The organism is Staphylococcus delphini (genome assembly GCF_900636325.1).
In the GTDB taxonomy this organism is placed as follows: Bacteria; Bacillota; Bacilli; order Staphylococcales; family Staphylococcaceae; genus Staphylococcus; species Staphylococcus delphini.
The window spans coordinates 2,648,719-2,662,825 of sequence record NZ_LR134263.1; the positions used below are offsets into that span (position 1 = coordinate 2,648,719).

Annotated in this window: 11 protein-coding genes and 1 pseudogene; 4 read left to right on the forward strand and 8 right to left on the reverse strand. The window is 39.1% G+C overall.

Annotated elements, in window-relative coordinates; genetic code table 11:
* Positions 1-12: 12 nt before the first annotated feature.
* Positions 13-573 (forward strand): K(+)-transporting ATPase subunit C, encoded by a 561-nt coding sequence (gene kdpC / locus EL101_RS12485; protein WP_096598112.1) that lies wholly within the window; start codon positions 13-15, stop codon positions 571-573.
* Positions 574-690: 117 nt separating this feature from the next.
* Here the strand turns inward: kdpC and EL101_RS12490 are convergent.
* The 3 genes and pseudogenes from EL101_RS12490 to ppdK all read right to left on the reverse strand — a co-directional run.
* Positions 691-1,038 (reverse strand): annotated as a pseudogene (locus EL101_RS12490) (NAD(P)H-dependent oxidoreductase); the annotation flags it as partial.
* 131 nt (positions 1,039-1,169) lie between these two features.
* Entirely contained in the window at positions 1,170-1,985 is an 816-nt protein-coding gene (locus EL101_RS12495) for a pyruvate, water dikinase regulatory protein (RefSeq protein WP_096598114.1), read from the reverse strand.
* A 1-nt stretch (position 1,986) separates the two neighbouring features.
* On the reverse strand, positions 1,987-4,611 hold the full coding sequence (ppdK, locus tag EL101_RS12500) for a pyruvate, phosphate dikinase (protein ID WP_096598116.1): 2,625 nt from the start codon (positions 4,609-4,611) through the stop codon (positions 1,987-1,989).
* Positions 4,612-5,211: 600 nt separating this feature from the next.
* Here ppdK and EL101_RS12505 point away from each other — a divergent pair.
* Together EL101_RS12505 and EL101_RS12510 are read left to right on the forward strand one after the other, a co-directional pair.
* Complete coding sequence (locus EL101_RS12505; RefSeq protein ID WP_240622744.1) at positions 5,212-6,627, forward strand: coagulase domain-containing protein; 1,416 nt, start codon at positions 5,212-5,214, stop codon at positions 6,625-6,627.
* Positions 6,628-6,889: 262 nt separating this feature from the next.
* A complete protein-coding gene (locus EL101_RS12510) occupies positions 6,890-7,594 on the forward strand; it encodes an exotoxin beta-grasp domain-containing protein (RefSeq protein ID WP_096598118.1) in 705 nt (234 codons plus the stop codon).
* 114 nt (positions 7,595-7,708) lie between these two features.
* Here EL101_RS12510 and panD read toward each other — a convergent pair whose 3' ends face one another.
* From panD to panB, 3 genes are read right to left on the reverse strand one after another with little or no spacing between them, the layout of a single operon-like run.
* Positions 7,709-8,092 (reverse strand): aspartate 1-decarboxylase, encoded by a 384-nt coding sequence (gene panD, locus EL101_RS12515; protein ID WP_019166912.1) that lies wholly within the window; start codon positions 8,090-8,092, stop codon positions 7,709-7,711.
* Positions 8,089-8,949, reverse strand: a complete 861-nt coding sequence (panC, locus tag EL101_RS12520; protein ID WP_096598120.1) for a pantoate--beta-alanine ligase — start codon at positions 8,947-8,949, stop codon at positions 8,089-8,091. Before panC ends, panD begins: the two co-directional genes overlap by 4 nt.
* On the reverse strand, positions 8,946-9,731 hold the full coding sequence (gene panB / locus EL101_RS12525; RefSeq protein WP_422396471.1) for a 3-methyl-2-oxobutanoate hydroxymethyltransferase: 786 nt from the start codon (positions 9,729-9,731) through the stop codon (positions 8,946-8,948). The genes panC and panB overlap by 4 nt, the downstream gene beginning before the upstream one ends.
* A gap of 275 nt (positions 9,732-10,006) precedes the next feature.
* Between panB and EL101_RS12530 the strand changes: the two genes are divergently transcribed.
* Positions 10,007-10,867, forward strand: coding sequence for an oxidoreductase (locus EL101_RS12530; protein ID WP_096598124.1), 861 nt, complete (start codon positions 10,007-10,009; stop codon positions 10,865-10,867).
* An 89-nt stretch (positions 10,868-10,956) separates the two neighbouring features.
* Here the strand turns inward: EL101_RS12530 and EL101_RS12535 are convergent, their stop codons facing one another.
* Both EL101_RS12535 and EL101_RS12540 read right to left on the reverse strand, forming a co-directional pair.
* Entirely contained in the window at positions 10,957-12,282 is a 1,326-nt protein-coding gene (locus tag EL101_RS12535; protein WP_096598126.1) for a 6-phospho-alpha-glucosidase, read from the reverse strand.
* Positions 12,283-13,869, reverse strand: a complete 1,587-nt coding sequence (locus tag EL101_RS12540; RefSeq protein WP_096598128.1) for an alpha-glucoside-specific PTS transporter subunit IIBC — start codon at positions 13,867-13,869, stop codon at positions 12,283-12,285.
* Between the last annotated feature and the right edge of the window lie 238 nt (positions 13,870-14,107).

Genomic DNA, 14,107 nt, shown 5'->3' on the forward strand with positions numbered 1-14,107 from the left:
GGAGGATGTAGTATGAAAGCAATAAGAAGTAGTATAGGACTCGTTGTAATGACAATGATTTTATGTGGTCTCATCTTTCCACTGTCTGTCACTGCAGTTGGACAGACAGTGTTTCATCATCAAGCGAACGGTAGCCTAGTGAGACTAAACGATCAAGTCGTCGGTTCCGAGTTAATCGGTCAGCAGTGGGATAAACCCCAATACTTTCATGGGCGTGTGAGTGCTGTGAAATATAATATGGATGCCGCCATGATCAAAGAAAACGGGATCGCTTCTGGTAGTCATAACTATGCTAATGGGCATCCTGAACTTCAACAGAGAGTGGTAACTTTAAAACAAACAAACGGCCATACACCTATTGATGCCGTTACAGAATCAGGTTCAGGTTTAGACCCGGATATTACTGTAGACAACGCGAAACAACAAGTCGCGCGCATTGCAGAACGCAGAAACCTGTCAACAGAACAAATCAATCAACTCATTTCTAACCAAGCCCATCAAGGTACTTTGTATGAGGATTATGTCAATGTGTTAGCATTAAATCTTGCGTTGGATCACATGTCGTGCCATTAAGTGAGATGTGATTGTGTCGATACAAACGAAACATCTCGTTCACATATCGTCGGAGAAAGAATCAGATAAGTTGTGAAGGAATCTGTGACACTAGATTGCTTCACAGCTTTTTTATATTTAGCTATAGAATGCTTGGAAAACTCCCTCTAAATCGTATTGTGCCTGTTGTAATACCGCTTCTTTACTTAATTTAGCTGTACCTTGCGTGCGAACGATGTAAAAGTCATCAAATGCCATCATTTCTTTAAATATCGCTTTTAAATATTGAGGCGCAAAATCTAAAGGTTGATAGCGATCTTCGTTAGTATAAATGGAACCGCTCGCCTGGATATATAGCGCTTTATCATTATCAGTCATTCACCCTACTGAACCGTCAGAAGTATATTTGAAAGTTTGACGCGCAATCAAAATGTTATCAATATAATCTTTTAAACGTGATGTAACATTAAAATTGTGCAGTGGCGAAAACCAAAAAGACTGAGATATGATCCCAGCCTTTATGGTTACAATGCATTGCTGTTCATGAGACACCCATAATTCGATGTGCTTGATTGACTTCATATCGAAATTTTGTCCTCATTCACATCATCAAACCGCTATTGTTGTAAAACCTTTTCGATATAAAATGCGGATTCTTCAATCGAGCGATATTCTGTATTAATGACTGTCGCATTGAGCTGCTTGAACACTTCTTCAGCATAAGCGAGTTCTGCTTTAATGCGCTGTAAATCATTGTAATACGCTTGTTTCCCTTTCATGCCAAGCACTTTCACACGCTCTGTTCGAATGCTCATAATGTATTCAGGACTTGCGGTGAGACCGATGACTTTCAATTTTTTGTCTTTTACGATGTCATAAGGGATACCGATTTCAGGTACTAACGGAATATTAGCGACCCTGTACCCTTTGTTCGCTAAATACATACTCAATGGCGTTTTAGATGTTCTGGAAACACCGACGATGAGGACGTCCGCTTCTTCAATGTCTGTGAAATGTTTGCCGTCATCATATTTGACTGCATATTCTATCGCGTCAATCCGTTTGAAATAGTCTTCATCTAACTCACGTATTTTTCCTTTTTCCTTCACAGGCATATGACCCGTTGCAGCTTGAACATGCTGCATAAGTGGTGACATGTAATCAATGTATGGAATTTCATGTTCTGCAGCATACGCTTGCCCCAATGCATTGAAATGATCCGTCACTAACGTGGTCACGACGATGGCTTGCCGTTCTTTGGCGAGTTTTAGCACGTTAAGGAGCGCTTCCTCGCTTTCAATCAATGAAAATTTCTTCATTTCTATTTGGGTCAGCTTCGGAAATTGACTCATCACCGCGTGCACCATACGTTGTGCAGTCTCACCTAATGAATCTGAAATGATAAAAATGGTCAATTGCGGTGTTGTTGCCATATTATCCCTCACTTTCAACGACACTTTGTGCTGCTGCTAACTTGGCACCTGGTACACGGAATGGCGAACAAGACACATAATCAATCGCCATACGGTTAAAGTGATGGATAGATTTCGGATCCCCGCCGAGCTCACCACAGACACCGATTTTAATATTAGGATTTGCGGCTTTTGCTTGTTCTGACGCATTTCGAACGAGTGCCCCCACGCCATCCACATCTAAAGTTTGGAATGGATCGGCTGCTAAAATATGTTGGTTCAAATAGTCATTAATAAATTTTCCTGCATCATCACGAGAAAAACCGAAAGTGAGCTGGGTTAAATCATTCGTACCAAAGCTGAAGAAGTCGCATTCTTTCGCCAGGTCACCCGCAATCACACAAGCACGTGGTGTTTCAATCATCGTTCCCACTAAATAATGAAGTGATTGGTTCGTGTCTGTCTCAATTTGCTGAATCGCATCTAGAATTTGTGCTTTTAACACTTTAAATTCTGCCACAGTAGAAACCAGCGGCACCATAATTTCTGGATGACATGCGATACCCTCATTTTTCAATTGTGCCACACTCTTCATCATCGCTTCGACTTGCATAACATACAATTCTGGGTATGTGATCGCGAGACGACAACCACGGTGGCCTAGCATAGGGTTCGTTTCATGTAATTCTGCCATGCGTTGCTTTAGCTGTGCCGCAGAAATGTTTAACTGCTGTGCGACACTGTCAATTTCTTCGTCAGATTTCGGTAAAAATTCATGAAGCGGTGGATCGAGTAAACGCACAATCGTTGGACGCTCGCCTGATAAACGGAAAATTTGTTCAAAGTCTTCTGTTTGGTATGTGCGAATACGATTTAAAGATTGTGTTCGTGTCTCATCGTCTGAAGATAAAATGAAGCGACGCATTTCTACTAATCGTTCTGCACCGAAAAACATATGCTCTGTACGGACAAGACCAATCCCTTGCGCATTGAACTGATAACCTGCTTCAATATCAGGCGTCGTTTCCGCATTCATACGAACATCTAGACGCGCAATTTCTTCCGTCCACTGCATAAATTGCTCGAACGCCTCGCTATGTTCTGCACTTGTCGTTTCCACGATACCTGCATAAATGTCACCTTGTGCACCGTCGACAGATATTTCATCACCTTCAAATAACTGACCATGCGCATACGTCACTGTTTTCTCACGTGTATTAATTTCAAGGTCCGCACAGCCTGTCACACAACATTTCCCCATACCACGCGCAACTACAGCGGCATGCGACGTCATTCCACCATGTGTCGTTACGATCGCTTCACTCGCAATCATCCCTTCAATATCTTCCGGCGACGTTTCTGGACGCATTAAGATGACCTTTTCACCCGCCTCAGCTTGACGTTTCGCTTCTGCTGCTGAAAACACAATTTTACCCGTTGCTGCACCTGGACTCGCCGGTAAACCTGCCTTTGAAATGACTGTCGCTCTTTCTAACGCTTGTGCTTCAAAAGTTGGATGTAATAACGTATCAATGGATTTCACGTCCACTTTAGTCATCGCATCTTTTTTCGAAATGACACCCTCTTCAACTAAATCAACCGCAATTTGCATCGCTGCTTTCGCTGTACGTTTACCGTTACGCGTTTGCAGAATATAGAGCTTTTCATTTTCAATCGTAAATTCAATATCTTGCATATCTTGATAATGTTGTTCGAGTTGTTCTGCTACAGCGACGAATTGTGCGTGGACATGCGGCATTTGGTCATGTAATGTCGCAATATCTTGAGGCGTACGAATCCCGGCCACCACATCTTCACCTTGTGCATTTAACAAATATTCACCAAATAATTTCGCTTCACCTGTCACAGGATTACGTGTGAAAGCAACCCCCGTTCCACTTTGCGGTCCACTATTACCGAACACCATTTCTTGTACATTTACAGCTGTTCCAATATTGTGTGGAATGTCATTCAAGTCACGATACACACGTGCACGGTCATTATCCCAAGATTTAAAGACTGCCTCAATCGCTTCTAACAACTGATCGAGCGGATTTTGTGGGAATGGTTTGTACACTTCTTCAATATACACCGTTTTAAAATGCTCACAAATTTCTTGTAACCCTTCAGCCGGAATATCAGCATCATTTTGATAATTGTGCGTCGCTTTGTAGTTATCGAAGTATGTATCAAAAGCAGTCATCGGAATCCCGTACACCACTTCCCCAAACATTTGTAAGAGACGACGATAACAATCATAAGCAAAACGCGCATCATTCGTTTTACGTGCCAGCTTTTCAACATTTTCATCGTTCAAACCTAAATTTAAAATCGTATCCATCATACCCGGCATCGAAATTTTCGCCCCACTACGCACAGAAACGAGCAACAGATTGTCATCCGAAGAAAACGCCTTATTCGTGCGCGCTGAAAATGCCTCCAACTGCGCTTGTAATTGGGCTTTCACTTCATCAGACAACTGCGCACCACGCTCTAAATATTCAATACATGCCGCTGTCGTTAACGTGAAACCATCAGGCACAGGCAAACCTAAACGCTTCATTTCTGATAAATTGGCCCCTTTTCCGCCAAGTAAATCCTTCATATTTTTCTGACCTTCATCAAATGCATAAACATATTTTGTCATACTGGGCACCTCTTTCTTTTTAATGTGTCATACTAATTAAATAAAAGTATGTCATATTAATGCGAAATTGACAATTAAAAATCGGTTCGTCCATTAATTTTTTTATATATTGTCAATAATTTGTCATAAAGGAACACGTCCATATGGTCAAAAATATTTATCAAAGCGCAGTACGTTTTCAATGATAAACATTGCATGGGGCATCACGTGTAGGAGCAGTCTAAAGGGAAAGATGTAAAAAGAAACATTGTCAGTGGAATGGTTTTTTTGGTATTCGCTAGATAAAAATAGCACTAAAAAGTGGCCGACTTTGGTTTAGAATGACCTTTGCTCTTCACATGTGATGAAAACCAGTTGCCGGACATTTAGTTGAAATCGAAGTGGGTGACATTGTTGATTAACTCATGCAATATAAAGTTTTGCACATCATTTCTTAATCAATTATTACACCTCTTTAAGAATTGTTTAATATCAATTAATTCCGAGTTAATTTCTCTTGTTTTCAAACTAATATATAATCAAAACTTGCAAATTAATTAATTGGGAGATTAAAAAATAATTTGTAACTATAAATATATTCATATTAAGGGAGATTCATTAATGAAAAAGAAATTGCTTGTTTTATCGGCGAGTGCTGTTCTCGCTTCACACTTTTTAGTTGGCGGAGAAGCATCCGCTATCGTTACCGGGGAAGAAAATCCTTATAAATCAAAAGCATTATCTATTAAAGACCAAAGTTATACATCATCATATACAACGGAGCAATATAAAAAGAGCTTAGAAGACTTGATTTATACATTAAGTATTCATGGTCATGAAAAATATGATGAGCCAGAATATGCGGCGGCAGTTAAAAAATATAAGCAACGCTATATGGCTGAAATGGACGCCATGAACCAATTTTTACAAGGTGAAAAAGTAAAGAGAATAAAGGAAAAAAATAATGAACCTATTCCAACAGCTGTCGTAGGATTAACGTATGAAAGGTACAAGTCAGTTTTTGAAGAATTGAAAAAAAATAAAAACGACTTTGAAAGAGAAATCGCTGAGCTGAATGAAAAACACCCTGAGTTGAAACCATTCAATGACGAAGATCAAGATCGCGCAGAGGAACAATTAAATAAGTTAGAAAACCAAATTTTAATGTTAGGTCAAACCTTTACTAGACAAGGTGATGCAATATCTAATTTGTATAACAAACTCGATATGAGTATCGGTTATACAGATAAAGAGCGTAAAGAAAAGAAAGCAATTAACAAACGCATGTTAGATAGAAAAGTAGAAGACTTAGAAACAATTATTGATGAGTTTTTTGAAGAAATCGATTTGGCACGTCCTCAAGATATACCGATTTTGACAGCAGAAAATGAAAACAATCATGAAGTAAAAAATAAACTGAGAAAAGATGCAAAAGAAGCTAAAAATAACGTGAACTTAAGACACCCTAGAGCATTGAAACAGAAAGCTGCTGACGAATCAGCTCATTCTAGTCAGCCAACAGTTCCTCAAGCATCAGGCAATAGTATGGCAATTGAAGCGCCACAAACTGTCAAACCACAGCAACCTGTTTACACTGAAACAACAGTACATACACCCATGACTGCTATCCCACAAATGAAGACTGAGACGACATTTGAAGTCCCTCAAGGGCGTAATGCGCAACCTTTAGCAACTCTGAATAGCGAACAAGTATCTGAAACGGTAGACGCACCAAAAGAAAATGTACAAGAGAAACCTGAACAAGTCGAGGCACCTGTTTTACAACAAGAACAGTCTGACGCACCTCAACAAGCCCCTGTTGAAACTGAAACAATTACAGAAAGCAATATTGTTGATATTGATGAATCGACAACATTCCAAAAGTCAGGCTATTTGTACGGTTTGAGTGAAAGTGATACATCTGGTTACACGGAAAGAGAGAAACGCGCTATTCGACGTAACCATGTCAGAGAAGCTGAATCCAATATGTTGACACACATCGTTATCAAGACCGAATTGCGGCTCAACAAAAAGTGAACACATTAAGCAAAGCGCACCAAAAACGCTTTAACAAAATGATTGATAAAGCTTACAATGGTCAATAAAATATAAAATAATCACGTAAACCCTTATTTTAAGTTTCCAAACTAAAGTGAGGGTTTTACTTATTAATTTTTTAGCTCATAAGTTAATAATCATTTAAAAAATAGTTAATATTAAAATCCCTAGTATCTTTATATAATTAAAAAGTCTTCAATGACACACTATAGATGACAGCATATTAAGGAGAAGAATCATCATGAATCATTCAACAATTTTAAAAGTTAGCTTGGCAGTAGGTATTTTAACAACAGGCGTTGGCCTACAAAGTCACGCAGCAGCATTCGCTAATGAAGGGGATATTCAAGTTATTAATACTCAAACGAAGGCGTTAAAAGATTATTACTCTAAAACCCCTTTGGAGGACTTCAAAGTTACTGGTCATGTACAGGGAAATAACAAACTTAATGTAATAACAAATGCCGGTATCTCAGTGCTTGTTTCATTAGACGGAAGTGACTTGTCAAAATACACTGATGCGCAAAAAACTTATTCTAATTTAGATCTTTTTGTAGTGCCAGAGGGAACAGATAGAAGTGCTGAGATTAAATCTATTGGCGGCATTACTCAATCAAATAAAGCTACATACCACGATTATGTGAAAAAACCTAACATCGAAATTAATAGAAAAAATGATTGGGTAACTTCAAGTATTCACACAAACGACTTTACTATAAACAAAGAAGAAGTGTCTTTAAAAGAATTAGACTTTAAACTTCGAAAAATGCTGATGAAAAATTATGGATTATACCAAAACGACTCAAACAACGGTAAAATTGTCATCAAAATTGGCGATAAAGATACAGACATCATGACTTTAGAGTTAAATAAAAAGTTACAAGATCACCGTATGAGCGACACGGTCGATGTCAATAAAATCCAAAAAATTACGATAGATCTTTAAAAGTTCTATTTGATATAAAAAGAGGGAATCCGATGCGGTTGCCTCTTTTTTGTAGCATCATTCATAAAAAACAGGCTAGGAATAATGTTATCCTAGCCCTGTTATACTTTATATTTAAAGAATTACCGTATCTTCTTTCTCATGAATCATTTCTACAATTTCATTATGCTCATTCATCACTGCCACTTTAGGGGAATGTGTTTTTAACTCCGTCTCATCCAACTGCGCATACGTCATAATAATCACGACATCGCCAACTTGTACGAGACGCGCTGCTGCACCATTTAAACAAATTTTACCACTGCCGCGCTCACCGGCAATGACATATGTTTCTAAACGTGCACCGTTATTATTATTTACAATCGCTACTTTTTCGTTTGGCAAAATATCCACTGCATCTAAAATGTCTTGATCAATCGTAATACTACCGACATAGTTCAAATTGGCTTCTGTGACACGTGCACGATGAATTTTTGCGTTCATCATAGTTCTTATCATTTCTCTGTTTCATCTCCAATAATAATGTTATCGATTAACCGTGCTTGGGTAAACTTCACGGCTAATGATATAAAAATACGTCCTTCTATATGTGCTTGCTCTCTTAATTCGGGGTAACTGTATACTGCAACTTCTTGAACTTGACCGCTTGTGTGGGTCTCTAAATATTGTGTCACTTTATTAATAATGACGCTACTTTCACGCTCACCCGCATCATATAGCGACTGTGCGAGCACTAAACTTTGACGCAAATGGACGGCTTCTTGTCGTTCTTCCGCTGTTAAATAAACATTTCTTGAACTTTTCGCCAATCCATCCGCTTCACGCACAATATCGACACCGACAATTCTAACGGGGTGGTTAAAATCGCGGACCATTTGTTCGACGATTGCGAGTTGTTGGGCGTCCTTTTTACCAAAGTATGCGACATCTGGTTGAACAATGTTAAATAACTTATTCACCACTGTCACAACACCATCAAAATGACCTGGACGTAGCGCACCTTCTAATACTTTTGCTAAACGTCCCACTGTTACATGAGTACCGATTTCACCTGGATACATTTCTTCTACTGCGGGATAAAAGACGTAATCCACACCGATTTGACTGACCATCGCCTCATCTTCATCAATTTGACGTGGATAGGCATCAAAATCTTCATTTGGACCGAATTGTAATGGGTTAACAAAGACACTCATCACGGTGATGTCATTCTCTTCTGTTGATTGACGCATCATCGTTAAATGACCATCATGTAACGCTCCCATCGTCGGTACAAAACCGATTGACTTGCCTTCACGATGAAATTGTCTTGCGAGTTGTTGCATTTCTTGAATTGATGTTATACGTTGTGTCATGCGTCTACCTCATCCATAATTTGCTTTTTATAAGTGTATGCTTCAGATGGAAATACACCTGTTTTCACTTCTTCATTATATTTTTCTAACGCAGCGATACCGATTGAGAGATCACAGTACTGTTTCACGAATTTCGCATGACGATCCACGCCATAATTAAGCATATCGTGATAAACCAACACTTGGCCATCTGTCCCTTTACCTGCACCGATACCAATTACTGGAATTGTTAATTTTTCTGAAATGACTTGGGCGAGATCACTCGGAATCGCTTCAAGTACTAATGCGATCGCGCCTGCACGTTCAACTGCTTGAGCATCTTCAATCAGCTGTTGTGCCGCTTCTTTCGTTGCACCTTGCATTTTATAACCTAACACGCCAACACTTTGAGGTGTCAAACCGAGATGTGCGACAATCGGAATGCCCATTTGTGTTGCTTGTGTCATAAAGTCAGTCAAATGTGCACCTTCTACTTTTAAAGCATTTCCGCGACTTTCTCTATAAAGACGAATCGCATTTTCAATATCTGTTTTAGCATCGATACCTACTGAACCAAATGGCATATCAACGACAACAAACGTATTGGGCGCACCACGTCGAACAGCACGGCTATGATGCAACATATCTTCAAGTGTTACATCGACTGTGCTTTCATATCCTAATACCGTCATGCCTAGTGAATCTCCCACTAGAATCATATCGATATTGGCCTCTTCAACTTGTTTCGCACTTGGGTAATCATAAGCGGTCACCATTGAAATTTTTTCACCGTCACGCTTCATTTGTTGAATATGATTTAAAGTTTTCAATTCTTTCACCCTTTAATTTTTATTATATCAATAGTAAATCAAGTCACTTGTATTTTCCATTGATTTTTTTGATTTTTATAGAATCGTCCTCATGATTATGAAAAGTCTTTGACAAAACTTCACTGAATCATTCGTCATTCTAAATCATTCCACATGATATACTTTACAACTTTTCTAAAACATAATAAATTAAAGCATATTCATATGTGGAAAAAAGCTTAAATTAAATAGAAGAAAGGTGATATCCAATGACTCGAATTGCTGTTATCGGCCCTGGTGCAGTGGGGACTTCTATCGCGGTTGCCTTATCTGATCAATACGAAGTCACACTACTCGGACGTCGTCATCAAACTTTAACATTTGAAGATTATGCGGATCAGACAACTCGCACGCTTTCTGTAAATGCACTCCAAGAAGCATCAGAACCGTTTGATTTAATTTTTATCGCCGTGAAGACCCATCAATTGGCGAATGTGATTGCCAAACTCCCCGCACTCACACACGACAAAACCACCCTCATTCTTGCACAAAATGGTTATGGTATGCTCGAGCAATTGAAAGATTATCACGCCTATCAAGCGGTCGTTTATGTGAGTGGTCAGAAGAAGGACAACCATGTGACACACTTTAGAGATTACAAACTGCACCTTCAATCTGATGTCATTACAGAACAACTCGCTCAAGCGTTCTCAGCAACAAAATTAAAACTCGTGTTGGAACCTCATATTCAACAAGCGATTTGGTATAAATTAATTGTCAATCTTGGTATTAATACCGTCACTGCACTCGGACGCGATACTGCCCGTGTCCTTAAAGATGAACGGATGGCTGAACTTTGCCGTCAATTGTTAATAGAAGGCGAACAAGTGGCACGTGCGGAAGGGATACATTTCGGTGCGGATTTCGTCACATCAATCATGAATATTTATGCAGGTTATCCTGATGAAATGGGGACGAGCATGTATTACGATACGATGAATCAACATCCTTTAGAAGTAGAAGCGATACAAGGTTACATTTATCGACGTGCCAAAGCCCATCAATTGGATACACCACATTTGGAGACCATTTACACCTTGCTCGCCTATCAAAATCAAAGTAGGCTATAGTGAAAAGTAAGTAGTTACAACTTTTGGATTGGAAAATTTGAATGAGGAAGTCTGAGAAAATTCACGCGCCCAGACTTCCATTTTTATACTTATTTCAATTCTGGCCAGTACGCTTTGTTCGCTTCAATCAAATCATCTAAAATTGCTTTTGCTACTGCCGCATTCGGTACTGTTTTTGATAAAGTTATCGCTTGCCATAGTTTTTGATATGATGCTTCTTCATATGCTTCTACAACAAGCTTTTCCACGCCGACTTGTTGTTCCATTAATGCTTTTTGGAAGCGTGGAATTTCGCCAACGACTAACTTTTCTGGACCATTGCTACCTACAATACAAGGCACTTCTACCATGGCTGTTGGATCAAAGTTAATAATTGCGCCTTGGTTTTCAACGATCATCAACATACGCTCTTTCGTATTGTATGCGATCGCTTTTGCAAGGTCTACAATGTATGACGCGTGCTCATCAACAGTTAATTCCGTGTCTTTCGCTGTACCTTTGTCGATGATATTTTGACATTGCGTAAAGATAAACTTTTCACGTCCATCCATGACTTCATTCGCACGTGTATATTCTGGATTCGAATGTTCTACTTCTTGCGTTGGGAAGAAGTAATATTTCAAATACGTATTCGGTACTGTTTGCGGATCTAACGCTTGCACGTCACGTGCTTTTTTAAGTGTATTGTTCCAGCTCTCTTGCTTTTCTAATTCAGAACTACCATCTGTCGCATAACCATGCTCACTGACATGACGAATTACTTCAGGCATCAAAGAATTACCTTTTTTATCGCGAATATCTGTCCACCATCCGAAGTGGTTTAAACCGTAATAATTCACTTCAAACTCTTTACGAGATTCAAGTCCTAAATTTTTCGCAATCAGTTCTTCAATTCCAATCGGCATGTCGCAAATGTTCAATATTTTAGAATTCGGACGTAATTTACGTGTTGCCTCAGCTACAATCGCTGCAGGGTTTGAGTAATTGAGCATCCACGCATCTGGAGAATATTTTTCCATAAAGTCAACCAATTCAAGCACACCTGGAATAGAACGCATCCCGTATGCAATACCACCAGGTCCGCAAGTTTCTTGACCGACGACACCATGGCGCAATGGAATCTTTTCATCCAATTCACGCATCGCATACTTGCCTACTCGAATGTGTGCCATCACAAAATCTACATTCGTAAATGCTTCTTCTGGATCCACACTGGCAATCAGTTTCATTTCTGGTGCACGCTCTTTCAAAATGATTTCACATGCGTCTGCAATCGTTTTTTGACGGGCTTCATCATTATCATAAAGTTTGATGGTATCAATTGGAAACTCGTCTAAATAATCCAATAACATCATAATAATTCCCGGTGTAAACGTACTTCCGCCACCTGCAATTGTAATAGTGAACTTCTTCATTTATACTTCCTCCTCTTTTTCTAACTTTTCTTCAAAGTAATCCCTGACTTGTGGCACACTCATGCCAACAATCACTTGAACACTACGCCCACTCTTCACCAATCCATGGGCCATTTGTTCATGTGTAAAGTAGTCACTTTCTCTCACTAAATTTGGATCTTTAACAGTTAGACGTAAACGTGTTGCACAGTTCGTCACATCAACAATGTTGTCTTTGCCACCGAGACCTTCTAAATAATAAATCGCTTTTTGGTCATATTCATTTTCACCTAATGCTTGTTTGGACGCACTTTGCTTTTGTTGATAATCTTTTTTCGTAAACAACTTAGCACCTTCATCACCTTTACGTCCTGGAATTGGAATATCAAACTTTTCAATTAAATATTTGAAGGTCACAAAATAAATACCTGTGAAAATAAAGCCGATAATGAATTGTGCGATATATACACTCGCATGATTACCGAATAATGGAATCCAGTTCGTCGCAGCAATTTCAATCAAGCCGCCACCCATCAGACCAACGACACCGAACGCATTCATTAATGTCACCATTGTTGCGCCTAATACTGCATGAATCGCGAATAAATATGGTGCAATGAATAAGAATGTGAACTCTAATGGCTCTGTAATGCCAGCAAATATTGCAGTTAATGAAGCTGGCACAACCAATGCGATGACTTTCTTTCTATTCGCTTTTGGCGTTGAGAAAACCATTGCTAAAGCGACACCAAGCAATCCAAACATTTTGATATTTCCTTGTAATAAGAAACCATATGGATAGAGTTCTTTTAATGCTTTCGTTGAGTTAGAAAATTCATTAAGATGATGAATCCAATAAGGTCTCAAACCACCATCTACCGCAGTTGGCCCAAACTCAAATGGGGTATAAATGAAATGATGTAACCCAGTTGGTATTAAAATACGCTCTAAAAAGTGGAATAACCATACACCGATGAGCCCTGAATGTAACATCACACCTTGTAATGATTTAATTCCTACTTGGACGTATGGCCATACAAATGCTGTAGCAACTGCAACTGGAATCATCAAAAAGAAACCAATCATGACAACAAATGTAAGCCCTTGGAAAATGCCTAACATCTCAGGCAACTTTTGATCATAAAAACGGTTATGTATCCAAATCGCAATCGCTGAGATCAAAATGGCACCGATAATACTTGTATCTAATGTCGGGATACCTGCAATCGTTTTAACACCCGTAACATTTTCGACCCCTTTACTTAAATCAACCCCAAACATATCCGGCCAAATCGTCAGTAATGCATTGATGAAATTATTAAATACGAGATAGATCATCAATGCTGCTAAAGTTGCACGCCCTTGTGCTTTTTTCGCTAATGAGATAGGCAAACCAATCACAAAAGCTAACTCCATGTGGGTGAAGATGGTCCAACCCCCACTCTCAATCACACTCCAAATGTTAAACCACGTTGTCCCTTTTGCTGCAATGCTTCCCATGATATTTTCGTTTTTAAATAGTGTCGCTAACCCAACAACAATACCGAAAAACGCAAATAGAATAACAGGAACAATCATCGCACTCCCAAAACGTTTGATTGCATTCATGAGCAAAAATCCCTCCATCAGATTAGAAGATTTCTGTGCGAACCGATATCGCGCTGTTATGATTAAACACGCGTGACTACTCCGAATTACTTTTAATCTTTCTAATCTTTTTCATTTGATGAACTGTGTCGACAAACGATGCATTTCATCTAGCCTCAATATAATTGAAGCGCTTACATTTTGGAATCCGTTTGACACTTTTTGGAACCACATAGTACGATTGGGTTATATTTACAAT

Coding starts and splice junctions, on each gene's coding strand:
- EL101_RS12505 (WP_240622744.1), top strand. CDS start 5,212: ATGAAAAAGAAATTGCTTGTTTTATCGGCGAGTGCTGTTCTCGCTTCA.
- EL101_RS12540 (WP_096598128.1), bottom strand. CDS start 13,869: ATGAATGCAATCAAACGTTTTGGGAGTGCGATGATTGTTCCTGTTATT.
- kdpC (WP_096598112.1), top strand. CDS start 13: ATGAAAGCAATAAGAAGTAGTATAGGACTCGTTGTAATGACAATGATT.
- ppdK (WP_096598116.1), bottom strand. CDS start 4,611: ATGACAAAATATGTTTATGCATTTGATGAAGGTCAGAAAAATATGAAG.
- panB (WP_422396471.1), bottom strand. CDS start 9,731: ATGAAGCGTGACGGTGAAAAAATTTCAATGGTGACCGCTTATGATTAC.
- EL101_RS12510 (WP_096598118.1), top strand. CDS start 6,890: ATGAATCATTCAACAATTTTAAAAGTTAGCTTGGCAGTAGGTATTTTA.
- EL101_RS12535 (WP_096598126.1), bottom strand. CDS start 12,282: ATGAAGAAGTTCACTATTACAATTGCAGGTGGCGGAAGTACGTTTACA.
- EL101_RS12495 (WP_096598114.1), bottom strand. CDS start 1,985: ATGGCAACAACACCGCAATTGACCATTTTTATCATTTCAGATTCATTA.
- panC (WP_096598120.1), bottom strand. CDS start 8,949: ATGACACAACGTATAACATCAATTCAAGAAATGCAACAACTCGCAAGA.
- panD (WP_019166912.1), bottom strand. CDS start 8,092: ATGATAAGAACTATGATGAACGCAAAAATTCATCGTGCACGTGTCACA.
- EL101_RS12530 (WP_096598124.1), top strand. CDS start 10,007: ATGACTCGAATTGCTGTTATCGGCCCTGGTGCAGTGGGGACTTCTATC.